Annotated in this window: 27 protein-coding genes and 2 tRNA genes; 19 read left to right on the forward strand and 10 right to left on the reverse strand. The window is 35.5% G+C overall.

Annotated elements, in window-relative coordinates; genetic code table 11:
* Positions 1 to 6 precede the first annotated feature (6 nt).
* From AAGU22_RS05415 to AAGU22_RS05425, 3 genes are all read right to left on the reverse strand, one after another.
* Positions 7 to 915 (reverse strand): hypothetical protein, encoded by a 909-nt coding sequence (locus AAGU22_RS05415; protein WP_458721198.1) that lies wholly within the window; start codon positions 913 to 915, stop codon positions 7 to 9.
* A gap of 63 nt (positions 916 to 978) precedes the next feature.
* Positions 979 to 1584 (reverse strand): triose-phosphate isomerase, encoded by a 606-nt coding sequence (locus AAGU22_RS05420; protein WP_458721751.1) that lies wholly within the window; start codon positions 1582 to 1584, stop codon positions 979 to 981.
* Between the two features lie 84 nt (positions 1585 to 1668).
* Complete coding sequence (locus AAGU22_RS05425) at positions 1669 to 2751, reverse strand: fructose 1,6-bisphosphatase (RefSeq protein WP_458721752.1); 1083 nt, start codon at positions 2749 to 2751, stop codon at positions 1669 to 1671.
* Positions 2752 to 2984: 233 nt separating this feature from the next.
* Here AAGU22_RS05425 and AAGU22_RS05430 point away from each other — a divergent pair, with 233 nt between their 5' ends.
* From AAGU22_RS05430 to AAGU22_RS05495, 14 genes are all read left to right on the forward strand, one after another.
* Positions 2985 to 3242 carry a hypothetical protein gene (locus AAGU22_RS05430; RefSeq protein ID WP_134485267.1) on the forward strand — a complete coding sequence of 86 codons (258 nt, stop codon included), beginning with the start codon at positions 2985 to 2987 and terminating at the stop codon, positions 3240 to 3242.
* A 100-nt stretch (positions 3243 to 3342) separates the two neighbouring features.
* The gene (locus AAGU22_RS05435; protein ID WP_458721199.1) at positions 3343 to 4530 is read left to right on the forward strand and encodes an argininosuccinate synthase; all 1188 of its coding nucleotides are present in this window, start codon (positions 3343 to 3345) and stop codon (positions 4528 to 4530) included.
* A 2-nt stretch (positions 4531 to 4532) separates the two neighbouring features.
* Positions 4533 to 5405, forward strand: coding sequence for a lysine biosynthesis protein LysX (gene lysX / locus AAGU22_RS05440; protein ID WP_458721200.1), 873 nt, complete (start codon positions 4533 to 4535; stop codon positions 5403 to 5405).
* Positions 5406 to 5532: 127 nt separating this feature from the next.
* On the forward strand, positions 5533 to 6585 hold the full coding sequence (gene argC / locus AAGU22_RS05445) for an N-acetyl-gamma-glutamyl-phosphate reductase (RefSeq protein ID WP_458721201.1): 1053 nt from the start codon (positions 5533 to 5535) through the stop codon (positions 6583 to 6585).
* Complete coding sequence (locus tag AAGU22_RS05450; RefSeq protein WP_458721202.1) at positions 6582 to 7391, forward strand: [LysW]-aminoadipate/[LysW]-glutamate kinase; 810 nt, start codon at positions 6582 to 6584, stop codon at positions 7389 to 7391. Before argC ends, AAGU22_RS05450 begins: the two co-directional genes overlap by 4 nt.
* The gene (locus AAGU22_RS05455) at positions 7379 to 8575 is read left to right on the forward strand and encodes an aspartate aminotransferase family protein (RefSeq protein ID WP_458721203.1); all 1197 of its coding nucleotides are present in this window, start codon (positions 7379 to 7381) and stop codon (positions 8573 to 8575) included. The genes AAGU22_RS05450 and AAGU22_RS05455 overlap by 13 nt, the downstream gene beginning before the upstream one ends.
* Complete coding sequence (locus AAGU22_RS05460; RefSeq protein WP_458721204.1) at positions 8568 to 9002, forward strand: AsnC family transcriptional regulator; 435 nt, start codon at positions 8568 to 8570, stop codon at positions 9000 to 9002. The genes AAGU22_RS05455 and AAGU22_RS05460 overlap by 8 nt, the downstream gene beginning before the upstream one ends.
* A gap of 174 nt (positions 9003 to 9176) precedes the next feature.
* Entirely contained in the window at positions 9177 to 10385 is a 1209-nt protein-coding gene (locus AAGU22_RS05465; protein WP_458721205.1) for a LeuA family protein, read from the forward strand.
* Between the two features lie 4 nt (positions 10386 to 10389).
* The gene (gene lysW/argW / locus AAGU22_RS05470; protein WP_196815686.1) at positions 10390 to 10563 is read left to right on the forward strand and encodes an alpha-aminoadipate/glutamate carrier protein LysW; all 174 of its coding nucleotides are present in this window, start codon (positions 10390 to 10392) and stop codon (positions 10561 to 10563) included.
* Positions 10551 to 11432 carry a lysine biosynthesis protein LysX gene (gene lysX / locus AAGU22_RS05475; protein WP_458721206.1) on the forward strand — a complete coding sequence of 294 codons (882 nt, stop codon included), beginning with the start codon at positions 10551 to 10553 and terminating at the stop codon, positions 11430 to 11432. The genes lysW/argW and lysX (AAGU22_RS05475) overlap by 13 nt, the downstream gene beginning before the upstream one ends.
* A gap of 11 nt (positions 11433 to 11443) precedes the next feature.
* Entirely contained in the window at positions 11444 to 12592 is a 1149-nt protein-coding gene (locus AAGU22_RS05480; protein WP_458721207.1) for a M20/M25/M40 family metallo-hydrolase, read from the forward strand.
* A 67-nt stretch (positions 12593 to 12659) separates the two neighbouring features.
* Positions 12660 to 13769, forward strand: a complete 1110-nt coding sequence (gene dph5 / locus AAGU22_RS05485; RefSeq protein ID WP_458721208.1) for a diphthine synthase — start codon at positions 12660 to 12662, stop codon at positions 13767 to 13769.
* A gap of 76 nt (positions 13770 to 13845) precedes the next feature.
* Positions 13846 to 15348, forward strand: coding sequence for an RAD55 family ATPase (locus AAGU22_RS05490; RefSeq protein WP_458721209.1), 1503 nt, complete (start codon positions 13846 to 13848; stop codon positions 15346 to 15348).
* 58 nt (positions 15349 to 15406) lie between these two features.
* Positions 15407 to 16342, forward strand: a complete 936-nt coding sequence (locus AAGU22_RS05495; protein WP_458721210.1) for a metallophosphoesterase family protein — start codon at positions 15407 to 15409, stop codon at positions 16340 to 16342.
* A gap of 24 nt (positions 16343 to 16366) precedes the next feature.
* On the opposite strand, the gene AAGU22_RS05500 is transcribed toward AAGU22_RS05495, so the two are convergent.
* Complete coding sequence (locus AAGU22_RS05500; protein WP_458721753.1) at positions 16367 to 16906, reverse strand: transcription initiation factor IIB; 540 nt, start codon at positions 16904 to 16906, stop codon at positions 16367 to 16369.
* Between the two features lie 14 nt (positions 16907 to 16920).
* Positions 16921 to 17286, reverse strand: a complete 366-nt coding sequence (locus tag AAGU22_RS05505) for a hypothetical protein (protein ID WP_458721211.1) — start codon at positions 17284 to 17286, stop codon at positions 16921 to 16923.
* 168 nt (positions 17287 to 17454) lie between these two features.
* On the opposite strand from AAGU22_RS05505, the gene AAGU22_RS05510 reads away from it, so the two are divergent.
* Positions 17455 to 18843 (forward strand): glycosyltransferase family 2 protein, encoded by a 1389-nt coding sequence (locus AAGU22_RS05510; protein WP_458721212.1) that lies wholly within the window; start codon positions 17455 to 17457, stop codon positions 18841 to 18843.
* A 96-nt stretch (positions 18844 to 18939) separates the two neighbouring features.
* On the opposite strand, the gene AAGU22_RS05515 is transcribed toward AAGU22_RS05510, so the two are convergent.
* Positions 18940 to 19037, reverse strand: a tRNA-Leu gene (locus AAGU22_RS05515).
* Positions 19038 to 19180: 143 nt separating this feature from the next.
* Between AAGU22_RS05515 and AAGU22_RS05520 the strand changes: the two genes are divergently transcribed.
* Together AAGU22_RS05520 and AAGU22_RS05525 are read left to right on the forward strand one after the other, a co-directional pair.
* Positions 19181 to 19474 (forward strand): single stranded DNA-binding domain-containing protein, encoded by a 294-nt coding sequence (locus tag AAGU22_RS05520; RefSeq protein ID WP_144730449.1) that lies wholly within the window; start codon positions 19181 to 19183, stop codon positions 19472 to 19474.
* Positions 19475 to 20265: 791 nt separating this feature from the next.
* The gene (locus tag AAGU22_RS05525; RefSeq protein WP_458721213.1) at positions 20266 to 22032 is read left to right on the forward strand and encodes an RNA polymerase sigma factor; all 1767 of its coding nucleotides are present in this window, start codon (positions 20266 to 20268) and stop codon (positions 22030 to 22032) included.
* A 12-nt stretch (positions 22033 to 22044) separates the two neighbouring features.
* On the opposite strand, the gene AAGU22_RS05530 is transcribed toward AAGU22_RS05525, so the two are convergent.
* Positions 22045 to 22371, reverse strand: a complete 327-nt coding sequence (locus AAGU22_RS05530; RefSeq protein ID WP_458721214.1) for a PH domain-containing protein — start codon at positions 22369 to 22371, stop codon at positions 22045 to 22047.
* Between the two features lie 70 nt (positions 22372 to 22441).
* A complete protein-coding gene (locus AAGU22_RS05535; RefSeq protein WP_458721215.1) occupies positions 22442 to 23086 on the reverse strand; it encodes a DNA-3-methyladenine glycosylase in 645 nt (214 codons plus the stop codon).
* A gap of 43 nt (positions 23087 to 23129) precedes the next feature.
* Between AAGU22_RS05535 and ahcY the strand changes: the two genes are divergently transcribed.
* Both ahcY and AAGU22_RS05545 read left to right on the forward strand, forming a co-directional pair.
* Positions 23130 to 24386, forward strand: coding sequence for an adenosylhomocysteinase (gene ahcY / locus AAGU22_RS05540; protein WP_458721216.1), 1257 nt, complete (start codon positions 23130 to 23132; stop codon positions 24384 to 24386).
* Positions 24387 to 24488: 102 nt separating this feature from the next.
* A tRNA-Val gene (locus tag AAGU22_RS05545) sits at positions 24489 to 24563 on the forward strand.
* 25 nt (positions 24564 to 24588) lie between these two features.
* Here AAGU22_RS05545 and AAGU22_RS05550 read toward each other — a convergent pair.
* Both AAGU22_RS05550 and AAGU22_RS05555 read right to left on the reverse strand, forming a co-directional pair.
* Entirely contained in the window at positions 24589 to 26370 is a 1782-nt protein-coding gene (locus AAGU22_RS05550; RefSeq protein ID WP_458721217.1) for a DUF2070 family protein, read from the reverse strand.
* Positions 26371 to 26385: 15 nt separating this feature from the next.
* Positions 26386 to 26556 carry a preprotein translocase subunit Sec61beta gene (locus tag AAGU22_RS05555; RefSeq protein ID WP_144734800.1) on the reverse strand — a complete coding sequence of 57 codons (171 nt, stop codon included), beginning with the start codon at positions 26554 to 26556 and terminating at the stop codon, positions 26386 to 26388.
* Between the last annotated feature and the right edge of the window lie 29 nt (positions 26557 to 26585).

A 26585-nucleotide genomic window follows, 5' to 3' on the forward strand; every position in this document is an offset into this window, starting at 1 on the left:
TGATATCTAACTACTATTCATCATTTCTAGTTCGCTTAAGAACAGTTCGATATCTGAATAAATTGGACTAGAGACGGATTTTTCCAATTTTTCCATCATCAACTTATTAGAGAATATAATGATTTGATATTTTTCCTTGGCATCTATATTGATTAGAGCTGAGTGTAGAAATCTTATGGCCGTTTCATTATGTGAAACAACAATAATTCTGGTTTTTCCCCTTGATCTTTTAGATAATTTATTAATATAACGTTGAAAATCAATATCAAAAAAGGGATCAATTAAATTCTCAACATTCCCTATAACGGTAGGATTTAGTCCCTCTCGCCTAGTCAAAATATCTATCATGATACAAATAGGTAAAGATTCATCATCGCCAGATACTATTGCAAGTAAGCAGTTACCGAATTTTCGATCATAATTTTTATTAGTGTAAATAGTGTTTCTCAATAATCTAAATGAGTCAGAAAGATTGGTAAGTAAGTGAATTTTTTCGGTTTTGCCTATTTTTCCCCTGTTATACAATTCGAGAATGGTATTCAAAACAGGGAAACTAACATCGGTAAAAATTTTTCTCAAATTGATATTCCGGTTGATCAGACTAAGAACTATATTGTCTGTTATTTCCTTTTGGCCATTGATTAGGGATTCAATTAACTTTTGCTGTATCTCTAGAAAATTTTCATCTTTTAGATCTAAATTGATTATCCCGGGGTCTAAAAACCAGAAGTTCACGGAGCCGATTTTTTTCTTGTTCAGGATTTTTTGGAAATATAGAATATCGAGATATTTTGACATTGTAATACGATTAGTTCCTAGTTTGTTAGAAATTTCACTACTAGACATAGGATTATTATTTTGTAAGAGATCTATTACTTTTTTCTGAATGTCCGATAAATCGTACTTCTTATACATTGGTCACAATGTTTTGGCCGGAATCATTTAAAAAGAATTTTTTTTTTGATGAGTTTTCGACCTTCAGAATTGCGATGCTAGTTCATATAACTTTTCGTACCAATTTTTTGCCTTTATCACGCTACTAGCTGCGAGTATCCCTTTTGAGCCTAACCCAATTGCAATTCTTATGTCTTCAGATGTATTGATTCCAGCTCCGCAAATCAATTGAGACCGACTTGCAACTAATTTTAAATGTTGGAACGAATCAGTTATTAAAGAAGGTTTTTCTGTAGCAATAGATTTTTTAGTGCCGATTAATTCTGGGGGCTCTATTGCTAAATAATCGGGACTCATAGAACTAATATCTATAAGTTCAGACAGGTTTTTGGCGCAAACAATACTTAGTAGGCCCAACGAACGCAATCTCGGAATCAAATCTCTAATGATTTCTTGATTTATTGGATGCTCGCTATGGTTTATTAACGAACCAGCTCCTCCCACATCTTTAACGATCTCTGGAATTGAAAAACCCGTACTTGGACCTGGTTGTTGTATATCTATATGTTGGGCTATTACACTTAATTTTGTATTTTTTGCCAACCATGCTAATAGGACCTGAGGTGGTGAAAGGATTATTTCAGTATCCGTCTGCTCGCTAACCCTTTCACTTCTCTTGCAAGGGACAATGCCTTATCCCCCGAAATCTCTAGATAATTCTTTAAATTGATTATAAGGGGTCCCTTTCTTTCTGACATTGCGTTTGTTACCGGTTTATTTGAATTTTTCATTCAATTTAGCCATTCTTGCCTCGTATCCTTTGTTATACTCTAGTTCATCAGGTACAAGTGTTGCTGGATGGATAAATCCTTGAACTCTCAATACCGTTGCGCGCTCAGATGCTATTCTACGCTGATATTCCCAGTCAGCAGTCCCAAATCCATCATGAGGACCTGTAAGCTTACCGTTGTGCATACTAAATAATAAGCACGAAACTATGGGAATGGAGTAATTCAAACTTGCTGCAGAGTTTAATGTAACAGGCATGAATGGCATGTGGTGACTCCCCCTAGTATTGCCTGCCACTATATGAGGGTCATTGAAAGCACTACCTGCTTCTTCTGTAGCGGGAAAATTCTTTTGGGTTCTTACGATTGCGATAGGATCATCCTTTCCCACATAAGTTCCTGCGATATTATGAAGTCTATCGGTGGAACATGACACAATCTGTTCACGCTCATGTGTTAATACAGAATGTACCACATACCTGCCTGGATACATCAAAGCAGCCTCTAGCTCTGGTTTATCGTTCCATAATTTAAGATCGGCAATTTTACCTGACATTACATCCATGATTCTAAATATCACACCTTCGGCCAACTCCTCGTTAATAATCAGTCCTGTATTACTTCTTGCGTCGACAAACATTCTCCAAAATGGAAAATTATATGCCCCTGGTTCAGTCTTGTCTGCTGCAAATACACAAAATACTTCGCTAGGCCTTTCTTCCATTTCTATTTCTGCTACTCCGGGGCCCATCCCTTTTACATTTCCAGAGAATGAGTCTTTAAGTAAATCTTGCCCTGCGCCGTATAATCCCTGTTCTTTAGCAATTTTTGTCCCCTCAGTAAATGCATCCCAGGCTAGTTTGTGAATTTCTTTATTATCTGTCCCAAGTGTATGGGTCATCACAATGTGGATATCATCGCCAGTGTAGCCTATATAATTATCAATCAAAATTCCTTTTCCATTTTTTAACACAAAATCTTTAACAGTCTGAACCAATTTATCACTAGGTCTGGTATGTCCTCCGATTCCTCCAATGTCTGCTTTTATTGCTGAAACAGTGATCTTCATACTCAACTTGAATTCTACGAGGTTTAAAAATTTTTGTTTCCCGCAATTTCTGACTAATTTGTCAGTGACCGTAAGATTTTGAACTACAAACTCGTTCTCTTTGGTAAAAATTATTGGATCATCTGATTTGTTACTGTTATTTTTTTCCAATGATCATACTATTCTGTCATTAATATCGATATTTGTTGCCAAAAAAAGTAACCAATAAATATCCTTAGTATTACTTTACTGTCATGCGTGACGCAAATTTAATAAAGATAATGATCGAAGAAAGAGCTTTGGTGAAATTGATAAAGACTATAGGAGAAAAGGAGTATTCAACAAGAGACTTATTGAAGAAATTGGGCGCTTATGGGTATGGTCATAAATTACTCATAAAAGCTGAGGATAAAGGATTGGTTGAACGAAGTAACGTAAAAAACAAAACTTACAATAAATTAACTAAAGAAGGAAAGAAAATTATAAGATTAGCAAAGGAGATAGGAGTATAGCTTTAGATCAAGGGATTGACAAATCTTTTATTCTAAACATTTTTATCTTTTTCTGTTTCACAAAGATTAAATTATTAATTATGCTACGAACCCCTGATTAATGAGCAAAGTAATTCTGGCTTTTTCTGGCGGCTTAGATACATCTGTTTGTGTAAAATATTTACAGAATCTTCATAAACTTGACGTTATAACACTTACAGTTGATGTAGGTCAAAATGATGATTTTGACGAGATTAGGAGAATTTCGTCAGAACTAGGCGCTATTGAACATATTTATATTGACTCAAAACAAGAATTCGTTCATAACTATGTTACTCCAGCCATAAAAGCAAACGCCCTATACCAACAAAAATATCCACTTGCTACAGCGTTAGCTCGACCGCTAATTGCTAGTAAAGCTGTTGATACAGCTAAAAGATATAATGCTAAGTATATTTCCCATGGATGCACAGGCAAGGGTAACGATCAAGTTAGGTTCGATCTTACCATTAGATCTTTGGATCCTAGTTTGGATATAATTGCTCCAATTAGAGATATGAACCTTACAAGGGATAAGGAATTAAGATATGCCAGTGAGACTGGAATTAGAATTAGCGAAATAGCTAAGAAATATAGTATTGATGAAAACCTGTGGGGTCGAGCTATTGAGGGCGGCCTGCTAGAAAATCTGGAGAACGAACCTTCAAGTGATTCCCTAAAGTACGTTCATCAGGACAATACCTCTACTGAATATATAACGATCGGATTCGAAAAAGGAATACCTATTTCCCTAAACGATCAAAAAATGGATCTCGAAAAGCTAATCACTGATCTCAAAAATATTGCTGGATCACATGGAGTTGGCATAGTTGACCATATTGAGGATAGAGTAGTAGGTATAAAATCTCGTGAAGTCTATGAAGCTCCGGCTGCATTGGTATTAATAGAAGCACACAGGGATCTTGAAAAATTGGTGTTGACCAACTCCGAACTCCGTTTCAAACTATTAGTCGATGAACAGTGGGCATGGTTATCATATTCAGGATTGTGGCTAGATCCCCTATTATCCGACCTGAATGCTTTTATCGAGAAAACGCAACAAAGAGTAAACGGCCAAATAAAGGTTAAAATGCATAACGGATCCTATCGTGTGGTAGGGAGAAAATCAATGTTTTCACTATATAATAATGACACAGTAACTTATTTGTCTAATTCTAATTTCGACCAAACTTTGGCGAGAGGATTTGTCGCGCTTTGGGGCTTACAATCTACCGCAGCCAATTCAAAAATTATGGAAAATAAGGAGTAAAAATGGTAAAATTAGATATCCTTTTTGATAAATTAAGGTTTGAAGAAAAGGCTCTTTATAATACTGCGATCAAAAAAGGAATCGACGTAAGGTTAGTCGATTCAAGAAATATCATTATTGATACGGATGATTTGGATTCAAATGAATTTGAATTTGGAGATATATTACTTCAACGTAGCATAAGCCACTTTCGGGGACAATTTCTTACCTATTGCTTAGAGTTGTGTGGTTATAATGTGATTAATAGTTCAAGAATCGGGGAGATATGTGGAAACAAATTATTGACTTCAATGATCCTCAAGAAAAACGACATACCTACTCCTAAATCTTATTTCTCATTTAATTCTGATTCTGCCTTTAACTTTATCAATACGATAGACCTGGAACATAATCCATTAGTATTTAAACCAGTGATTGGGTCTTGGGGACGTGGCGTATTCCCTGTGCGGAATAAAGAAATAGGCAAGATAATTGTAGAAATGAGGCAAGAGAGTATTAGTCCATTCTCAAGTATTTTTTATTTTCAGGAATTAATTCACAGGCCACCAAGAGATATTCGTTGTATAGTAGTAGGTGAAAAATTGATAGCAGCAGTTTATAGATATTCATCTGATGATGAATGGCGTACAAACGTAGCAAAAGGCGGTAAGGCTCAATTAATTGAAGTTACCTCCGAATTAGAGGAGTTAGCTCTAAGGGCCTCAAAAGCTATAGGGACAGGGGTTCTAGGTATAGACATGATGGAGGATCAAAAACGAGGACTGGTGGTACACGAAATAAATAATACGGTAGAGTTTAGGGGAGCCAGTCTAGCTACTGGAATTGATATTGCCGATATGATAATTGAATACGTAAAAGATTGTGCCAAGAAATAGAAAAAACTATAATCGACAAAAAATTTAAATGAGGATTATTGAACGATTTATTATTTATGAAATTCATTGTCGATAAATACTTTTTATTTGAAAGAGAGGTAAATGAATATACATTGAGGAATTCTAAATGAAGATTGGAGTTATAGGCGCTTCCGGTTTTGTGGGTGGAGAGTTGCTACGGCTGCTAGTAACTCATCCCAAGGTGGATGTATCGATGGTTACATCAAGACAAAGGGTAGGTGAATATGTTCATAGGATTCACCCAAGTCTAAAAAGTTTCATTAATTTAACATTTTCAGATCTTAATCTTGATAAATTGACTGACACATGTGACGTAGTTTTTGTTTCTGTTCCTCATGGTAAATCTAATAAAATCGTTAATGAACTTTTTAAGAGGGGTATTAAAATAATTGATCTTTCTGCCGATTTTAGATTGAAAAATCCAGAGGATTATGTTAAATGGTATGGATGGGAACATCCTTATCCTGAAATGCTGTCAAATTCTGTTTATGGAGTTCCCGAATTTCATCGCGAACAAATAAAAAATGCAAAGTTAGTTTCTTGTCCTGGATGTATGGCTGTTACTTCCCTTCTGGCATTAAAACCCTTAATTGAGAACAATGTGATAGACACCGACCATCTTGTAGTAGATAGTAAGATAGGTTCATCAGGTGCAGGCGGGCAGGCGAATTCTGCCACACACCATGCCATGCGATATGGTGTTATTCGTCCTTACAAACCTGCCAAACATCGTCACACGGGAGAAATAGAACAGGAACTAAGTTTGTTAGGAGGCAAGAAAATTCATGTAAGTATGACTCCTCATGCCGTTAATATGGTTAGGGGAATATTGACCACCAATCATGCATTTTTGACAAAGGATCTAAGTGAGTTGGAACTATGGAAAATGTATAGAAATTCTTACAACAATGAATTCTTCGTGAGATTAATAAGAGACAAAAATGGAATATATAAATTTCCAGATCCAAAATTTGTAATAGCATCAAATTTTTGCGATGTGGGATTCGACTTGGACGAAGATAATAAACGAATTGTAGCAATGTCTGCTTCCGACAATTTAATGAAAGGTGCCGCAGGCTCTGCAATTCAAAACCTTAACGTAATGTCAGGGTTTGATGAAATGACAGGACTAAAATTCACTCCAGTTACTCCAGTATGATTGTTATAAAAATAGGGGGAAGTATAGTGGAGGGATTAAACCCTTCAATCCTAGATGACTTTAGTAATTTGGTAAAAAAACAAAAATTTGTAATAGTTCATGGTGGAGGTAAAGATGTTACTAATATTGCAAACAGCATGGGAAAGGAACAGAAATTCATTATGTCCCCGGCAGGGAAGCGTAGTAGGTATACCGATAAAGAGACTGCAATGATTTATACAATGGTAATGTCAGGAAAGATCAGCAAAAACATTACTGGGATGCTACAAAGTAAAGGTATATCGTCTGTGGGGATAACTGGCATTGACGGGGGAATGATTAAGGCGGATCGAAAAAAGAAATTGGTGATACTAAATGAAAAGGGAAGAAAGATGTTAATAGACGGAGGCTACACTGGAAAAGTTTCAGCAGTAAACCCCAAATTGATTAGTTGCTTGTTAGATAACGATTATGTGCCAATTATTTCTCCGATAGCTATCAGTGATGAGTTTGAATTTCTGAACATAGACGGCGATAGGGCAGCAGCCAACGTAGCTGGAGCACTACAATCTGAAGTGGTAATCTTCATTACTAACGTTAATGGACTTATGATGGATGATCATTTGATACCAGATCTTTCTCTAGAGGAGGCAAAAAACTTGCTACCCCGGATTGGACCCGGGATGGAAAAAAAAGTGCTTGCTTGCACAGAGGCTTTGTCTATGGGTGTAAAAAAAGCTATAATAGCCTCTGGTTCAGTACAAAATCCTATAATGTCTGCTCTTGAAAGTAAGAATTGTACAGTGATCTCGAGATGCAAGGCGTAGAGAGTGAAGAGTCCTTTGTCGGGGACTTGTATCAAAGGTTCCCTGTTAATATCTCAAAAGGAAAAGGATGCAAAGTTTGGGATATCAATGATAAAGAATATATTGACTGTATGGGCGGATATGGGGTGGCCCTAGTAGGCCACTGCAATGATCGGGTCATTCAGGCAATAACAAGTCAAGCTCAAGATTTGATTACATGTCATATGTCTGTTTATAATAACATGCGTTTTAACTTTCTTAAGAAGTTCTCCAGAATAGCTCCAAAAAATCTGCAAAAAACCTTTTTCACAAATAGTGGAACCGAATCTGTAGAGGCTGCCTTAAAATTTTCTAGAAAATACACTGGTAAACCCGGCGTTTTGGCACTAAATGGGGGTTACCATGGAAAGACTTTTGGATCTCTATCCGTAACTTATAATGAGAAATATAGAAAGTCGTTTTTACCATTGTTGGACAATATGCAATTCATTCCATATTCTGAATCAAACACGATACCAGAGATTGTGACAAAGACAAATAACAAGATAGGAACTGTAATAGTAGAGCCTATTCAAGGCGAAACAGGAATCATTATGCCCCCTTCCGATTTTCTGAGGGATATTAGGAATGTTTGCAATGAAAATGGCTTGGTGCTTATTTTTGATGAAATTCAATCTGGGTTAGGAAGGACTGGAAAAATGTGGGCGGGGCAGCATTGGGATGTTGAACCTGACATAATGTGCTTGGCAAAAGGTATTGCAGGTGGTGTTCCAATGGGACTTACAGTCATGCGTTCTGAAATTTTAGACTGCCTAAAGGTCGGAGAACATTCCTCTACATTTGCTGGAAACCCCTTAGCCTGTGCAGCAGGTTCTGCAACCATAGATTCTCTCATTGAGGATAAGCTTGTTTCAAACTCTGAAAGCATGGGCCAGATTTTTAAATCCGGTCTATTAGAAATAAAAGAAAAATATAAAATTGTTCGTGAAGTCAGAGGACTTGGAATGATGCTAGGGGTAGAAATGAGATTTGATGTGAAAGACATTCTTCTTGATGGTATCAAAAATGGTATTCTGTTGCTTTATTCAGGTAGAAACATTTTAAGATTGCTGCCTCCAATAGTCATGAAAGAGGAAGAAGTGAACAAGTCTCTGGAATTAATTGATAAGCTAATTTACAACGAGGAGAAGAGACGATTTGGCTGATAATCTAAATAGCATAGATGAAAAAATAATTGGAATATTGAAAAGTGATTCACGCAGGTCGTTCGTTGAGATTGCAAATACGATAGGAATGTCTGAATCTGCGGTTCGTCGTAGAGTAAAGAACTTGCAAGATACAGGTGTAATCCGAAAATTTACTATCGACATGGGCCCATCCAATAAAACCAGTGCCATAACACTAATTTCCGTAAGTTCTGTAGCTGATACATCCAAGGTGTCTGACCAATTATTAAAACTCAAAGGTGTGGAGATCGTATATGAGATCACCGGTCAATATGATATAGCAACCATAATAGTGGCTCCAACTATATTGGAAATAAACTCATACATTGATGAAATACGGAAAATTGATGGCGTATCTGATACGAATACGGTAATAATCTTAAGAACGTTGGGAAGCCTAAGCTAAATTAAACCCTTCCAAAGTTTATTGACTTTGTTATTGGCCATCTAATTCATAAGCTGAATTATGTAAAGCCTATCAGGTAGTTATTTTTAGCAAAAGCCATTATATAGTTGATTTGATATATTTATTAACGAAAACATACATTATATAATCGATTATAGTAATATTATGCATCGAATGTCACTAAAAACAGATGACCCCAACTATTTTGCTCATCAATATAATGATTCCGAGAAAGATAAGAAAAAAATTAGAATCCTGGACTCTACTCTTAGAGAAGGAGAACAGCATCCGGGAGTATCCTTCTCCAACAAACAGAGAATCCAGATAGCTTGGTTGTTGGATTCCTTTGGCGTAGATCAGATAGAAATTAGTCCAATAGTTTCACCTGATCATCACGAAGCAACTAAAATTATCATGAAGCAGGGTTTAAAAGCTGATATTGTAGCGCACGTAAGAGCTATAAAATCTGATGTAGATAAGGCACTAGATTGTGATACTAATTGGATTGCAACATACATGGGTATTTCTGATATTCACTTAATGGCCAAGCTCCGGATATCAAGAGAAGAAGCAAAACAGAGGGCACTTGAAGTGGTAGATTATATCAAATCTCATGGCCTAAAATCCCGCTTTACTATGGAAGACGCGAGCAGAACGGACCCCGAATTCTTGTTGGAAATGTGTAAAGAAATGAACCAGAGAGGAATAGAAAGAATTAGTATTCCAGATACTGTCGGAATCATGAGACCACGGGGAATGTATAACTTAGTTAAGATGGTATACGACAATATAGACAATTCTAAAACCTCTTTAGATGTACATTGCCATAATGACGTAGGGTTGGCACTTTCCAATGCGTTATCGGGGTGTGACGGAGGAGCTGATCAGATTCACACAACCATAGATGGACTTGGTGAACGGACTGGAATTCCTACGTTAGCAGAAACTGCCGTTGCATTGAATTTGATCTATAAATCCAATAACAGTTTCAGACTACATCTCTTAAAGGACTTATCTCGAACTATATCTGATTACACTAGAATTCCAATCCATGAATCAAAACCTTTGGTGGGAGATAGTGCTTATAAACATAAAGCGGGGACCCATTTAGCAGCCATCTTGAGAAATCCCTCTGCATATGAAATTATTGAACCAAAACAAGTAGGAAATCGCCGTAAAATCGTATTTGGTGAGCTGTCGGGAAAGAATGGTTCTGCCTACTTGTTGTCGCTATTAGGTTTGGATTCTAACAAAGAAAATGCAGAGTCTTTGGCCAAGGGATTGAAAGAGTTAAGAATGGGTGATATTTTGGAACTATTTTTAGATGAAAAATTAGAGAGAAAAATACTTAATGAGGATTATGTCAAAAACAATAAGGATTAAGAAAATGGCAAAAGTTAATTGTAAGGAATGTGACGCGGAAATTCCAATACCATCTGACTCAATGCAAGGTGAAATCGTTACCTGTCCTGATTGCGGGGAAAGTTTTGAATTGGTGAAATCTGGTGACGAATTTAGTATAAAGCCTGCACAAGTAGTTGGAGAAGATTGGGGACAATAAATATAGAGGAAGATGCATCTTCTCTCTATATCCTTTTTGATAATATCCGTTGGGAAGAGAAATCTATTATTGAAAAAGCAAAAAAAACTCAAATAAACATAAAGCCTATTGATTGCAAAGACCTTGTACTTTTTCTTAATGAAGATACAAAAATGTTTAAGGATAAAGTAATTTTACAACGATGTATAAGCTACTTTAGAAGTTTGCATTCAACAGGAGGTCTAGAAGGATTAGGTGCGAGAATGATTAATTCATTGTATACATCCTTTATGTGCGGGAATAAGTTAATTTCTCATATAGAACTTCAGAAAAATGCAATACAGACACCTAATGCAATATGTGCTTTTAATACCGAATCCTCTATTGAAGGCATCAAAAAATTTGGGTATCCAGTAGTGATAAAGCCCACTGTAGGTAGCTGGGGGCGACTAATTGGACTATTAAACGATGAGGAAGCGGTAAAGGCAGTTTTGGAAGATAGAGAACATATGTTTCCTATTTATCACATTAATTATTTCGAAGAATTCATCAAAAGGCCACCCAGGGATATTCGTGCTATTGTTATTGGTGACGAAGTTGTGGCTGCGATCTACCGATATTCTGGGACTAATGAATGGAAGACTAATATGGCTTTAGGTGGTCACGCTTCCCCTTGTCCCATTACGACGGAGTTAGAAGAAATTTGTGTAAAATCATCGAAAATTTTTAAGGGAGATATAGTAGGAGTGGACCTGATGGAAAGCGAAAAATATGGATTAGTTGTTCACGAAGTAAATAATACCACTGAATTCAAGAATACTGTTCGAGTAACCGGGGTTGATATACCCGGTTTAATTGTGGACTATATGGTTAATATTCATAAGAAATAAGAATCTAGAAAATGGTCTCTCCAAATTTTGCCATAGAGCTTTTAAAAAATACTTTAGAAATCTATACTCCCTCAAGATCAGAATCTCAACTGGCCAATTTCTTGAAAGATATTTGTATGGATTTAGGATTTGAGACAGCAAACATTGACAGCGTTGGAAACATGGTTGCAGTTAGAGGAAACGGAAAACCGATTATTCTCCTCTGCGGTCACATGGATACCGTCCCTGGGATTGTACCCGTAAGACTAGAGGGTGATTATTTGTACGGACGAGGTGCTTCCGATGCAAAGGCCCCATTAGTTTCAATGTTATTGGCAGCGGCAGACATTCCGAAACAAGCAGGGACAATTATTTTTGCTGGAGTAGTAGACGAAGAAGGCAATGCTACTGGAATAAAAAATCTGGTAAAAGATACTACACTAAATCCCGACTATGCTATATTTGGAGAACCAAGCGGAATAGAAAATATCACTATTTCGTATAAAGGTCGCCTTGAAATTCGCCTGATATGTGATGTTGATAATAGTGCTCACGCGAGTGCTCCTTGGTTGACATTAAACGCAATTGATGAATTATATAATGTATGGAATGAATTGAAAAGTGTATTTCAGAAACCGGAGATCACAAACACAAAAAATAAGGCCGATCAAATAAGTTACAGCGTTACGGAAATAAATGGCGGCACTAGTCATAATGTTACTCCGCAAAAATGTAGAATCACTATAGATATACGTATTCCGACTAATTTATCTTGTGACAACGTATTAGAACTGATTGATAAGCGGATAAACGAGATTAAGGATTTCATTAAAGGTGTAAAGATCAAATACCGGGTAGAAGATAAAACCGAACCCTTTCAAGCAAACGTATCTTCTCCGTTAGTACGGGCATTAGTCTTGTCCATCTTGGATCAAAGAAAAAAAAGGCCGTTATTGTTAAAGAAAACTGGAACAGGCGATATGAATATCCTAGGAAATATTTTAAATATCCCTGTCGTGACTTACGGCCCAGGAGACCCTCATTCATCTCACACAGTGGACGAAAAACTGTTTGTACCTGACTACTTGACTGGTATAGAAATTTACAAAGGTGCGTTATTACACATGGTGAGGCTTCACAAAAATCTTCAAGAAAAATCAAATACCGTAAATTCAAAGTGAGATACACATGGTGTGTCATAAATTGATATAAATTAGAATAATTACTAAGATGCATTAATATTAGAAAATGTTGTATATAATTGGCATCGGTATTAATGAATTCGAATCCTTATCCATAGGATCTATCGAAATACTAAGAAATAGCGATAATGTGTATATAGAAAGATTTACAGGATTTATTTCAGACGAATTTGTTCAGAATCTATCTAATACTCTACAAAATACAAGCGGATTAAAATCCAGAAACGATGTGGATATTAAGTTCATTAAGAGATGGTTTATTGAGGATGGAAGAGAGATCCTTGAAAAAGCTCAAAAATCTCATGTTTGTATTCTCGTCTACGGTGACCCCTTAGTAGCAACTACATACAACGAGCTACTTGTGAGGGCAAAAAAACTATCTATAGATTTTAAAATTGTTCATTCTTCTTCGGGGATCCTGTCATTAATAGGAGAATCCGGACTTCATCCATACAAATTTGGGAAGATGGTCACCATGATGGACGATCCAATGTCTTCAATTACCGTTTATAACACAATCTATGAAAACATGTGCCTTGGCCTGCATACTCTGATTCTTACAGAGTACAATAATGATGATGGAAAAAACAATTTTCAATCAAGTTCTGATCCATTCTTCCTGTCTCCCAACAGAGTAATAGAACTATTACTAGAAAGAGAAAAAGAAATGAAACTAATGAATTTTTCTATGGAATCATATGCAATGGTAGCCAGTAAAATAGGACATGAGGAATCGAGTTTTAGTTCCGGAACAATAGAGTCGCTATTGAAGTTAGAATATAGTGGTGGACCAAATTCGATTATTATCCCAGGAAGACTACATTTTACCGAGATAGATTCAATCAAATATCTTACTACTATGTTTGATGAGCCAACTGAAAATACTCTGCATATTTCCCGATTGGCACACCGTATGTTAGACAAATACATACCAAATACTAAAGTCGCCCTTGATAACATGTATCAGCTTATCAGAACAGAATTGTCGGAGCTTCCAAAAGATTATGCACCAGTGATTGAAAATGCAGAAAACTACTTACTCGATGCACAAGATTTTTACAACCAAGGAAAACTTGAACTAGCTATTTTAAGTGTTGGGTACGCAGAGGGGCTAATTGATTCTATCCGGTTTCAAAAAGGTATGAACCCTTGGTAGGTTTTTGTATACTAATTTTTTATAGTTGATAGTTTAGAATTGTTAATAGAATATCTTAGTTTAGATGTAGCAAGGAATGTCCGAGAGCAACAGAAATTCTCCCAATGATGAGAACAATAGCATCAATAATACGGACGTCGATAGACCTAGACGGAGAAAGAGAAATACAGTGGGCCATTTGCCACTAGAGCTCCTTAAATTTGTCAAAAACGAATCATATTCGTTACTTATAAAAGGTAAACCTGGAACTGGTAAAACTACATTCGCACTAACTTTATTAGACAATCTTAATGATGATAGTAACTACTTTTATATATCAACTCGGCTATCTTTGAAACAATTATTATTTTATTACCCTTGGGTCGAAAAATTTTTTTCCAAGGATGAGAACAAATCTGGCTATAGGTTTGAAGATGCTCGCCTAGATGAACCTGAATCATTATTTGAAAGAATCACTAATCAATTGATGGATGTTAAATCTCCTGTCATAATTATCGATACATGGGACACTATTGCATCATTTATGGATCGAGAATCTAGACTAAATAATGAGAGAGTTTTGCAGATTTGGAGGGAGCGGGCAGGTGCAAAATTAATCTTCCTAACCGAAACATTCGATCTTGGAATATTAGATTCAATTGTTGATGGAGTTATTACTTTAGATAACAGCATATTTGAGTCTTCTAACAACAGACAATTGACAATCAATAAGCTTAGAGGCTTACCAATTAGGTGTAGTAGTTACTATTATTCGTTATATAATGGGGTGTTTTATACTTCCGACCTAACTAGAGATTTAAATTTGTTTTCAACTTTTGAAAAAATTAAACCCATTTATGAGAGGTCAAAACTAATTCTTGAGGGTTCAAACAAGTCAAAGTCTAGCAGACCCGGCGACTTTGATGTGAAGGAACTTTTTATAAAGAATAACTTCATTTCAATTTTTGTAGAAAATGAGATCAGTAATGAATTGTTGATATCTTTGTTATTAAAGCCGCTTTGTTTTTGGATAAACAGGACCAACCATAAAATGATGTTAAATAATTTTGGCCCCGGTTTCAGGTATTTGTGGGAGAGAATTTTGAATTATCACTTGACCCGCGATAAAGTTATCGACAAATTATTAAACCAAGAGATTGATTTTTCAAGTTCATTTGGAGTCCTTAGGGGCACATCAGAGAAGGAAGAATCTCATGAAGGTGAAAATGGCAATGATTTTAAAAAGATTAAGCATTTAAAAACTTTAAATTCGGGGCCAAGCACGAATCCAAAACTATACAATATACCCATACAAGATGAAATGAAGATCCTGAATATTTTAAATGCATCTAATCTAATATCTCTAATAGATGATGAATCTTTCTTAAAAGTATTGCAAGATAACTTTGCCGCGAATGTGATTGTTGTCAATCATCATAACCGGAACTTAAATTTCCAATTCACGGAAAAAGGCATACACATTAAGATGAACTTGGTTGGAAAAAATATTTTGATTAGACTTATGAATGATGATATTATGTTGTTTGAAACAGTAATTGACAGATCCCGCTTGTTTGTGGAATGGCGTCCTGTTTTTTGATCATCTATTGTAAGCGTCTGTCAATAAATTTAATTTAATCAGGTCGTGAAATTAACAAATGGAAGATATATTATCAGTTTTTGATTTAACACTTGAGGATAGTAGGAAGTTATTTGAAAAGATAACATCGATTCACAATGATCAGAATCTTCAAGGATTCATTTCGGATATTGGTATGAGTTCAGGTGATTATCTTAATTTTCAAATACCAGATAATCTAGTTGTGGTGGGAGACCTCCACGGTGATTTTACTTCGTTAAAAAAAATAATGAATGAGATCAACTATAAAGAGTATTTAAGGGCCGAGTCAAACATACTAATTTTCTTGGGTGATTATGTTGATAGAGGTAAGTATTCTCTAGAGGTTTTGCTATTCCTGTGTGGTATTAAATCTTTATTCCCTAATAACATGTTCATGTTAAGAGGAAATCATGAAGCGTATCATAGATTTCCATTTTCAGCGTTTGATTTTCCCAGGGATCTCCAAACCAAATTTGGTGGTTCTGGCCAAACTCTATATACCAATACAATAGTGCCATTTTTCGATTCTCTTTCTAGTATTTGTGAAATAAATGGCTTTGGCCTTTTAGTGCATGGTGGTTTGCCTGTCATTGAAGATATGGAGTTTTTTAGAAATTATAAATTTAGATTATCTGAGATGAAATCAGACGGAGAGCTATTAGAAGAGATTCTTTGGAATGATCCTAGGGAATTTACCGATAGAAATTGGCAGTCCTCAAATAGGGGTCTAGGTAAATACTTTGGAATCAATATTACAAAGAATTGGCTAAGTCATACTAATACTAAGTTAATAATAAGAGGACATGAACCGTGTATGGGTTATAAATTCAATCACAATAATACAGTGATGACACTTTTCTCATCTAAAGATCCATACCCAAAATTTGAATCTGCATATTTGGAAATTTCAAAAAAACAAATAGGATCCCTGAACCTAACTCTTGATATTAAGGATTTTGTTCATGGCATTTAGGAATTTTATGATTCATATAGCAATTTAAAGCTCTGTCTTGGACTTTATTTCTTTACATCGTTTTCTTAATGAAACAGTTGAAATTTCTGCAACTTGGCATATTTCCACTTGCCTTAAAAATTCATTGCAATTCTGGGAAGCGAGATAAATTATAGATCCTGCCAAGGCTCTTGGATTTTTGCCTATTGAAATTCTATTCTGTTGTACTAGTGAAAATATTCGCAGAGCTTCTCTTTTGGTCTTTTCGCTAAGTTGTAAGCGGTTACATATTAAAGTAACATAATCTGGCCCATGCAAAACTGGCATCTGTAGGGAGAGTTCCTTTAATATTAATTTATAGTGAGACATGATATCTTTTGTGGTTATATTACAAGCTGTTGCGATGTCTGTAATCGTTTTAGGAGTGGCAGTTTCTCTGCAAGCCGCATATAACGCTGCCCCTACTAACCCTAGTGTTGATCGTCCCTTGGCTAATTTCTTAATTGCTGCCTTTCTATAGATATAAGCAGCTCCTTCTATCACTGCCTGACTGAGATATAATTTATCTCCAAAGTTATTTAACAGTTTTAAGGCTTTTTCTAAATTCCTAGAAACAGAATCATTAAGCTGACTCTGTTATTCCAAGTCCTTAATCTCTGGATATTATTTTTTTGAGACGAATCCAAGGCTTTCCCCCTTGCATCAGTGTCCCCAATTCCAATTAATGTAGAAAGCCCTTTGTTATGGATTGCAAGTGATTCAGGCATACCCGTTCTGGTCCTGTCGTTATACCCCGAATTATTTCTAAAGCTCGCCATAGAGTCAGAATTTGGATCCTGGCTCGATACACAACCGCAAGAGGAGCATACGTATTCGAAAGATACATTATCAAAAATAACAGAATCACTTTTACAAAATTCACATACTAGGGGCTTTGAATTCTCTACCTTGCCTTCTGGATGCATAAAACTATATTCAATCCTTTATCACTTATAACAGTTATTATTTATCTTTTTTCAAATAATTAAGTATATCTATGTTAGTGGTAATTCTACTATGACTTTGAGTCTTCGAGGAAATAATGATTAAATAAACGATTAAATTATTAAATAATAATAATACTAGTTATTTAATTGATTGACAATCCTGCCTTAATGATAGCTATGATTCTTTGGATATTCTTTATACCTAACGCTGTTAAATTATTCTATAGGTTTGTCAGAAATAATAAACAATTTATAGAGAAGGATCTAAGGAGAATTCCCAATGATCCAAAGATTATTTTCCAAATTACTACTAGATCCGCTACCAAAACCAGTGTCGTAAAAAGAGGAATTCAATCTATTGTTGACTCATGTAAATCTACAAAATACTGGAAATTCGAGATTTTGGTTGTAACCGAGGATTCTAAAGATACTAAGACTTTGGAATCCATGCCTTGTAAAGTACTTTGCGTGGAAAAGGGCTTTTCACCCAACGCCATAAAGAAAGCCAGAGCACTGCAATTCGCGATAGAATCAAGGAGAAAACAAAAAAAACAGAGTTCTGATCATTGGATTTTTCACATGGATGATGAGAGTTATGTAGTACCGCAAACCATTCTCTCTATTTTAAAATTTATACGGGAAAAGAAGGGAATAGCAAGTGAGGGTCCAATATTTTATCCTCTTAAATTTGAAAAAGCTAATCGGATTACTGCTTTAGCAGAATCTATGAGAGCTTTTGGTTGTTTTGAATGTGTTACACATATGCATAATCCTCCTCCAATTCATATGCACGGGAGTAATCTTCTCGTTCGATCAGATGTGGAAGACAAGATTGGTTGGGAATTTGGACCTATCTTGGCTGAGGATCAAAGATTTGGATATGAATTATATAAGAAATATGGAAAGAATTCGATGGGATGGCATGGAGGAATTCTCTTGGAACAACCTCCACTTGACATCAAAGATCATTTTATGCAGAGGAGACGTTGGGTGATAGGCAACTTACAAAATATAGAGAATTTTTCAAGGCTTTTCAAAGCTCGATTAATATATAAATGCACATCTTTTTTTCTTGGGTTTGTATCTGGAGTAATCTCTTTAGCCTTGGCCTTTTACATCAATATCCCTAAACTAATGAGTGTATTTTCATATGCAAGTTTTGATTGGAATAATAACATTAATTTTGATTTGTTTCTTTGGTTTGATCGAATAATACATATTAACAGCTCATATAATGAGATATTTAGACCACTTTTTGATATTCAAGTTTTTGATAGTACACTTGCTTTGATCTTGCTCTTTTCAAGTACAGTTTGGATATTGGGTTATCAAGTAGGGCTCTTTCTTAATCTCAAGTATACCAGAATTGGACGATCGAAGCGAATATCTTTACATGTGCAGACTTTTTTACTAGCTCCACTTTTGGGATTGTTGGAATCGTTTCCCGCGTTTTATTCAATCATCGAATATTATTTCTATAAGTTAATAAGGCAAAATAAGTTGAAATCGTATGATTTTTACGTTGTAAAAAAATAGTTGTAGATATCGGTGCTGAAAGCCTCTCAGGATTGCAATGCTTGAAGTACGTATTCGTGTGGATATTTTTACAAGCGAACAAGCCTAAAAATGTGATGGAGGAGGTGGGATTCGAACCCACGAACCCCTAAAGGACGGGATTTCTTAATTTAATCTTGAGTCCTGCGCGTTTGACCAGGCTACGCGACTCCTCCTTTGTTAAACTAATGAATAAAACTCTGTATATAATCTTTTGATCTTTGAAGAGTACCAAATTCCCAATTGCAGATAAGATAACTGAAAATTTGAATGATAAAATTTTATATTAATTAGAACTAAACATAATGAAAAGATGACAATGAAGATTAATGAACTAACGAATGATATGAGACATGTTACGATCGAAGGAAAGATCGAAAAAATAAGTGAACCTAGGACAGTAAATTTACGTGCAGGAGGCTCGGCACTGGTAGCTGATGCCATGATATCTGATGATACTGGCAGCATTAAGTTATCGTTATGGGATGATCAAATAAAGATGGTTAAAGAAGGTGACAAAATATCAATAGAAAATGGGTATACTCAAGCTTTTAGAGGAGAAAATAGTCTAAACATTGGACGATACGGAAAAATTGCAGTTATGGATGAATAAAGACCTTTTTGTAAACTATCTTTTTATATTTTTATTGAACCAGTCTATAAAATCCTTTGTGTACAGTTTTACATACGATCTTTTCAATCTTGATAATTACTATACTCATCCGACCATTTGTATCCAAGTAGGGTGTTAGATAGCTTATTCACAGAAAATGCAGGAGCGCCTGAAAAGATGGAATTTCATCCAAAAATCACACCTCAAAAATTTAATGCGCTAGAAAAAAAGGCTTAATCTCAAAATTCAACTCATAGAACACATGCTACGATTGAGTAAATAATCTCTAGGAGAAATTCTGATAACAAGACGAAATATTATCATTTTTCTCGGTAATAATCTACTCATTAAATTCGCTTCTTAAAGTCGTTAGCAAAGCGTGTATACCTCCGATTAGAAATATAAACCATCTAATAGGTTAGGCTGATCCTACCATTTTTACTCAATCTAAAGCAAATAACAAACCAGCCGGAAATTATATGCCGATTTATATGAACGTCGATCTGGATCCTCAGATAATTAATCCCGGGCTTATATTTAGTGGCTTTGGCATCAAAATATTATCGTTATTCCTTTCTAATCCTAACACTATATTTCGTTTGGATGTTTTTGAGTTTAAATTTGTTTATTCTTTATGTCATTTCAATCTGATTTGCAAATTGGTATAGTTGTTATTGCTTTTCTTTTACTGCTACAAGATCACACTATAATTTTATTTTATATCATAACAAAATCATTTTGTTATGCAATTATTATAAACTCCTATATTTTATAAATTGTTTTTCATAATAATGCATTATCTTAAATGTTATACTATTCTTTTTCTAATTATTCCAACTCTTTTCTTGGCTGGCTTGTCTAGTTCAGTGTCTTTTGGGGCACCTGACAAAACTCACATTATCACCCCCTCAAAAAACATTTGTTGCAAGGATGTTACTAGTACCAGTTCAGATTCCACTTCTACTCCCACTTCCTTTGCAAACCCATTAAAGAAAATAAACACAGATGAGAAAAAAATTATCACCCCCTCAAAAAACATTTGTTGCAAGGATGTTACTAGTACCAGTTCAGATTCCACTTCTACTCCCACTTCCTTTGCAAACCCATTAAAGAAAGTAAGTACTAAACCGACTCAGAACGATGAAGCAATTGAAGCAGAGAAGACTGATTCCACTTCTACTCCCACTTCCTTTGCAAACCCATTAAAGAAAGTAAGTACTAAACCGACTCAGAACGATGAAGCAATTGAAGCAGAGAAGACTGATTCCACTTCTACTCCCACTTCCTTTGCAAACCCATTAAAGAAAGTAAGTACTAAACCGACTCAGAACGATGAAGCAATTGAAGCAGAGAAGACTGATTCCACTTCTACTCCCACTTCCTTTGCAAACCCATTAAAGAAAGTAAGTACTAAACCGACTCAGAACGATGAAGCAATTGAAGCAGAGAAGACTGATTCCACTTCTACTCCCACTTCCTTTGCAAACCCATTAAAGAAAGTAAGTACTAAACCGACTCAGAACGATGAAGCAATTGAAGCAGAGAAGACTGATTCCACTTCTACTCCCACTTCCTTTGCAAACCCATTAAAGAAAGTAAGTACTAAACCGACTCAGAACGATGAAGCAATTGAAGCAGAGAAGGCTGATTCCACTTCTACTCCCACTTCCTTTGCAAACCCATTAAAGAAAGTAAGTACTAAACCGACTCAGAACGATGAAGCAATTGAAGCAGAGAAGACTGATTCCACTTCTACTCCCACTTCCTTTGCAAACCCATTAAAGAAAGTAAGTACTAAACCGACTCAGAACGATGAAGCAATTGAAGCAGAGAAGGCTGATTCCACTTCTACTCCCACTTCCTTTGCAAACCCATTAAAGAAAGTAAGTACTAAACCGACTCAGAACGATGAAGCAATTGAAGCAGAGAAGACTGATTCCACTTCTACTCCCACTTCCTTTGCAAACCCATTAAAGAAAATAAACACAGATGAGAAAAAAATTATCACCCACTCAAAAAACATTTGTTGCAAGGATGTTACTAGTACCAGTTCAGATTCCACTTCTACTCCCACTTCCTTTGCAAACCCATTAAAGAAAGTAAGTACTAAACCGACTCAGAACGATGAAGCAATTGAAGCAGAGAAGACTGATTCCACTTCTACTCCCACTTCCTTTGCAAACCCATTAAAGAAAGTAAGTACTAAACCGACTCAGAACGATGAAGCAATTGAAGCAAAACAGTCGAGTCATGAGACCTCCAAGAAATCTAGTGATGATCGAAACCTTTCTGATTTAATCCAGACTAACCTAGGTAAACTGATTAACGCAAATTCAGACAAGACTGAGGATCACGACAAAGATGCCAAAGATACCAATGATAACGACAAAGATGCCAAAGATACCAATGATAACGACAAAGATGCCAAAGATACCAATGATAACGACAAAGATGCCAAAGATACCAATGATAACGACAAAGATGCCAAAGATACCAATGATAACGACAACGATAGGTTAGATGAATTAAGGACGATAGTAAGCGCAGTTTTATCTTAATTCATCCTAAATTTATTTTGAATTAATCAAACATTCTAAAATCTTAAACATGTTTTTTACCTCTTTTGAGGGCCCTTTGATGTCTAGCTTAATTCCACCATTAATGGATATCCTTGCCAGATTGAATAATCCACCTTTTTCTTTGTATTCCAACCCTTGCAACCTCTCAATTTTTTCGCAAATAACATCCTCTGATTTATTTATGAATCCGCTTTCCCTATATAATAAAATCCTCTTATTTGTGATGAACAGGTCATAATTCTTGTTGGCATATTTAATGTCCCTTCGACAAACAAATTTCACTTTTTCTTCAGGTACCAAGAAATCTTTAAGAGGCATTTTAGATTAATTTCCAATTAGCTATATATTGAATGTAGTCTATGGATTTAATCTGTTTAGTAATTATATTTTAGCTACTTTTAGACAAGAACTTACTTGGTTGAAATTGCAAACTATGTCGATCTTGCGTTAGCATAATGAATCTCCATTTTTTTTCAATCCCAGTCGAGATCCCTATTCTGATAGTTTGAGCGACCTTGAATTTGTGATATCGAGAAATACTCTCATTTTCCTCGAAATAAAAGAAATTATTTGCTGAATGATTTGTTGTATCAAGATTGTTATGTTTAATGGTAATCTTAAATGCCTGCGCTAATCTTCCTGGTCCTGTGGTCAATTTGTATATATTTTCTGTTTTCCTAAACAACTTCATTAGACTGATTCCTTCAATAGGCTCTATTGATCGAATTAGAACTGCTCCTGCCAATTTATCGTGATTCCTTGCCACAATATTGAGACAATGGTGATTCCCATAAATAAAGTAAATATAGAGTCGTCCTACTTCTCCGAACATTGAGGCATTTCTAAGGGTAATTCTCTTGTATGCATGGCTCGCGGGGTCATCCGTATATCCGTATGCCTCCGTTTCTGTAATTATCCCGCTGGTCTTAAAATAATTGCCCATAAAATTTGAGTACTTGACTAACACCTTTCCAATCAAGGAACTAGCTACCTTGGACGTATCATCCTCAAAAAATGATTTTTTGAGCCTCAACTATTGTGTTAAAGTAATATAAGGTTTCTATATTTTTTTACCTATGGAATATAGAATTAAGGATATCTCCTTGGCAGATAAAGGTAAAAAAAAAATTGAATGGGCTGAAGCAAATATGCCCGTATTACTATCTCTAAAGAATAAATTCAAAGAATCAAAACCACTAAAGGATCTTGTGGTTGGTGGTTGTTTGCACGTAACAAAGGAAACGGCAGTTTTAACCAAAACACTTGCAGCAGCAGGAGCCAAAATAGCATGGTCAGGATGTAATCCATTAAGCACTAATGACGATATTGCCGCCTCACTCGTAAAAGACGAAGAATTGTCTGTTTTTGCTAGCAGAGGCGTATCAACCAGCGAGTATTATGAAGATATATACTCGGTCCTGAAGTTCGACCCTGATATTACGATTGATGACGGTGCAGATCTTACAATCGAATTTCATAAAGCATTTGAAAAATACGGAAAGAATATCATTGGTGGGACCGAGGAAACTACCACAGGAGTCTTAAGATTGAAAGCTCTTGAAAAAACATCAAAACTTAGTTACCCTATAGTGGCTGTTAATGATGCTGAAACTAAGCATGACTTTGATAATGTCTATGGTACTGGTCAATCTGCTTTAGATGGTATTATTAGAGCTACAAATGTATTGATCGCTGGTAAATCCGTAGTCGTTGCTGGATACGGACATGTTGGAAAGGGAATAGCAAGCAGGGCTCGGGGATTAGGAGCATCGGTAATTGTAACTGAAATTGATCCAATAAATGCCCTAAAAGCAAAAATGGATGGATTCATAGTTGCTCCAATGGAAGAAGCATCATCGGTTGGCGATTTATTCATTACTTCTACAGGTTGCAAAGACGTTATAATTGGTTCTCATATAGAAAAAATGAAGAACGGTGTGATCCTTGCTAACGCAGGACACTTTAATGTAGAGATCTCTATTGAAGAAATCAAAGGTCTAGCTAAAAGTTCAAAGCATGTAAATGAAAATGTAGAACAATTTATTTTGAAAAATGATGCAAAAATAAATGTAATTGGGGAGGGGAGATTGGTAAACCTGGTAGCGGCAGAGGGTCATCCCTCCGAAGTAATGGATATGAGTTTTGCTAACCAGTTCTTATCAGTACTTAATCTTGTTAAAAATAAGGGTAAATTTGAAAATAAGATTTATGAGATTGATAGAGACCAAGATCTGCTCATTGCTGGCCTAAAGTTAGAAGCAATGGGGATCAACATTGATAAATTATCTGAAGTACAAAATAAATATCTAACCGAATATGGTGAGGGGACTTGATTATTCGAGTACATTCATCTACTATCCTGTAATTGTAACGAAGGCTTGAAGCCAAAAGTTAATTAATCTTCTTATTTTATCTCTAGAAGAGCATTCACTGCTGGATGGGTGGTCTAGTCTGGTTAGGATACCTGTCTCACACACAGGTGGTCGAGAGTTCAAATCTCTCCTCATCCATCGCGCTTTAAGCACTCATTAAAAATCAGGTAAAGAGTAACATTAAGATATATACAACAAAAGTAATTGCCAGAAAAATCTTAGTTACTAAAAATGATTTCTCTAGGGCGTTTGAATAATCATCAAATTGGTCGTTTCCCATTACCATTACTTGACTCTCTATCTTAAAGACATCAAATGTCGATTTTTCAAGAGAACTTTTTGCTCTTGTAGCCAAAGATTTGAATACGTCCAATATTTTGGATTCTGGAGTTACATCGCCTAATGTGTAATAACCTTTGATATTTCTCTTTCCTGATGTAGAATGAGTATCAGAAGTACATACTTCAATAATCTTCAAATTTTCTGTTTCAAGGGAGTCCACAATTTTTTCCCTAATTCCATTTTTCATATTATTAGAATCGATCCAACAGAGTGAATAATCTATTTTATTGATTGAGATGATCAATAATCCAAACTGGCCATGTCCTAAGTCAGGTTGTTTCAATAAGTCCTTATTGGTCTGTTCTTCTATTTGATAACTATTTGCATATCCTACCTTGAAGGGAAATTGTTCTGATTCTCTTATCTGAATCAAGCATTCTTTACCTATTTTTATCAGTACTTCAATATTATCTGGTTCGATTTTCTCCCCAAGTGAGTTATGAGCATCGATAATTAATATTTGCTCGAAACCAATCTGTTTCGCATATTTTTCAAGTTCTGTTTTGACATCAGGGGGTATGTCCTCCATCCCAGAGGGCGATTTGGAAAACAAGATTATAACGTTTTTCCCCAGAGCAAATCCGTTGCAATTACAATCGCCCCTGCGAATTGTCAGCGGAATTGAGCATTTGTCACCTGCCTCTAGATGGTTGTATTGATCCAACGATGTTAAATATTTTTCAACTTCTTTTTTAGAAGGTATATTCAAAGAATGATCAGAGACACTGTGCATGACCATAGCAGAATTTGAATAAAATTTAAAAATATCGTACGGCAAATTGCTGCCGCCGATTGGATTAAATGGGCCTGGATGGAGTTCTGGTAGTACAATCGAAATTTCCTTTTGATTCTTAGGTCTTAATTTTACAATAAGGGTATTAACCATCTTGAGGCTTGCTTTAGCTTCTGCAATCTTTTCCATTTCATCAGATTTATTCTCAGTCCACGCAATAAGAAATGCCTGCAATATCTTAAAAGCACTTGTAAAATTGGGTCTACCAATCCTGTCTATTACTATCGTCCATAATACACCAATGAACAAGATCACTGACCCAAAGACGTATACAGTAAAGTTTGTGTAAAATATATGGTTAAAGTAAAAAAAAGAAAATAAAATGAAAATGATCAATGGTTGAATAAATGAAATCGGAATAGATCTCTTTAACGATGCACCGAATACTGATACGAAAATACCTATTCTTAGACCTATGGCCATAAACATACCTTGCAAAACGAAATTAATGTTCAAAGTATTGGTATTAATAATAAATTCTGAAATATACCCACCAATTACGGTTAAAGTCCAAAGCAGATTTGCAAATGCAGCTACATGTAAAACTTTGGAGAATCTGTTTAAGGGTGTACCGCGCAATGAAAGGTAGTCAAAAACAAGTGTCACTGAAAATACCGAAGCAATAATTGGGAGGCTTATTAGAAAATCAGCTATTGAATGTGGGGTAATTACGAAATTAATTATAGCTACATTTGTAATTAAACTTAAGATTGCTATTAGAAAAGAAAATCTTTCTGATGAAGGATTTATGTTTGTAAAAAGCCATCTTTTATGAAGGCTGGAAACACTATCAGACTCAAAATTACTCATTAATAGTCAAAAAAATTAGACTGGAATCAAAATTTTTATTGCTATTGAAATGGCAATTAAAGCACCCGCAATTCCTAATATAATTTCTGGCTTTACCTTAACCCCTTTAGTTTCATCTTCAAAAAACCTTAAAAGACCCGCACTTGATGCAGGTAAAGGTGCATTCTTCTTCGCCTTCTTACTCATATATAAAAATTTGTACAATGGAAATAAAA

The sequence above is a fragment of the Candidatus Nitrosocosmicus sp. R genome (genome assembly GCF_054408505.1).

Bases quoted from the DNA above. Each gene is read 5' to 3' on its own strand.
- AAGU22_RS05415 (WP_458721198.1), bottom strand. From the start codon at position 915: ATGTATAAGAAGTACGATTTATCGGACATTCAGAAAAAAGTAATAGAT.
- AAGU22_RS05425 (WP_458721752.1), bottom strand. From the start codon at position 2,751: ATGAAGATCACTGTTTCAGCAATAAAAGCAGACATTGGAGGAATCGGA.
- AAGU22_RS05430 (WP_134485267.1), top strand. From the start codon at position 2,985: ATGCGTGACGCAAATTTAATAAAGATAATGATCGAAGAAAGAGCTTTG.
- AAGU22_RS05435 (WP_458721199.1), top strand. From the start codon at position 3,343: ATGAGCAAAGTAATTCTGGCTTTTTCTGGCGGCTTAGATACATCTGTT.
- lysX (WP_458721200.1), top strand. From the start codon at position 4,533: ATGGTAAAATTAGATATCCTTTTTGATAAATTAAGGTTTGAAGAAAAG.
- argC (WP_458721201.1), top strand. From the start codon at position 5,533: ATGAAGATTGGAGTTATAGGCGCTTCCGGTTTTGTGGGTGGAGAGTTG.
- AAGU22_RS05450 (WP_458721202.1), top strand. From the start codon at position 6,582: ATGATTGTTATAAAAATAGGGGGAAGTATAGTGGAGGGATTAAACCCT.
- AAGU22_RS05455 (WP_458721203.1), top strand. From the start codon at position 7,379: ATGCAAGGCGTAGAGAGTGAAGAGTCCTTTGTCGGGGACTTGTATCAA.
- AAGU22_RS05465 (WP_458721205.1), top strand. From the start codon at position 9,177: ATGTCACTAAAAACAGATGACCCCAACTATTTTGCTCATCAATATAAT.
- lysW/argW (WP_196815686.1), top strand. From the start codon at position 10,390: ATGGCAAAAGTTAATTGTAAGGAATGTGACGCGGAAATTCCAATACCA.
- AAGU22_RS05480 (WP_458721207.1), top strand. From the start codon at position 11,444: ATGGTCTCTCCAAATTTTGCCATAGAGCTTTTAAAAAATACTTTAGAA.
- dph5 (WP_458721208.1), top strand. From the start codon at position 12,660: ATGTTGTATATAATTGGCATCGGTATTAATGAATTCGAATCCTTATCC.
- AAGU22_RS05490 (WP_458721209.1), top strand. From the start codon at position 13,846: ATGTCCGAGAGCAACAGAAATTCTCCCAATGATGAGAACAATAGCATC.
- AAGU22_RS05495 (WP_458721210.1), top strand. From the start codon at position 15,407: ATGGAAGATATATTATCAGTTTTTGATTTAACACTTGAGGATAGTAGG.
- AAGU22_RS05505 (WP_458721211.1), bottom strand. From the start codon at position 17,286: ATGCATCCAGAAGGCAAGGTAGAGAATTCAAAGCCCCTAGTATGTGAA.
- AAGU22_RS05520 (WP_144730449.1), top strand. From the start codon at position 19,181: ATGAAGATTAATGAACTAACGAATGATATGAGACATGTTACGATCGAA.
- AAGU22_RS05525 (WP_458721213.1), top strand. From the start codon at position 20,266: ATGCATTATCTTAAATGTTATACTATTCTTTTTCTAATTATTCCAACT.
- AAGU22_RS05530 (WP_458721214.1), bottom strand. From the start codon at position 22,371: ATGCCTCTTAAAGATTTCTTGGTACCTGAAGAAAAAGTGAAATTTGTT.
- ahcY (WP_458721216.1), top strand. From the start codon at position 23,130: ATGGAATATAGAATTAAGGATATCTCCTTGGCAGATAAAGGTAAAAAA.
- AAGU22_RS05550 (WP_458721217.1), bottom strand. From the start codon at position 26,370: ATGAGTAATTTTGAGTCTGATAGTGTTTCCAGCCTTCATAAAAGATGG.
- AAGU22_RS05555 (WP_144734800.1), bottom strand. From the start codon at position 26,556: ATGAGTAAGAAGGCGAAGAAGAATGCACCTTTACCTGCATCAAGTGCG.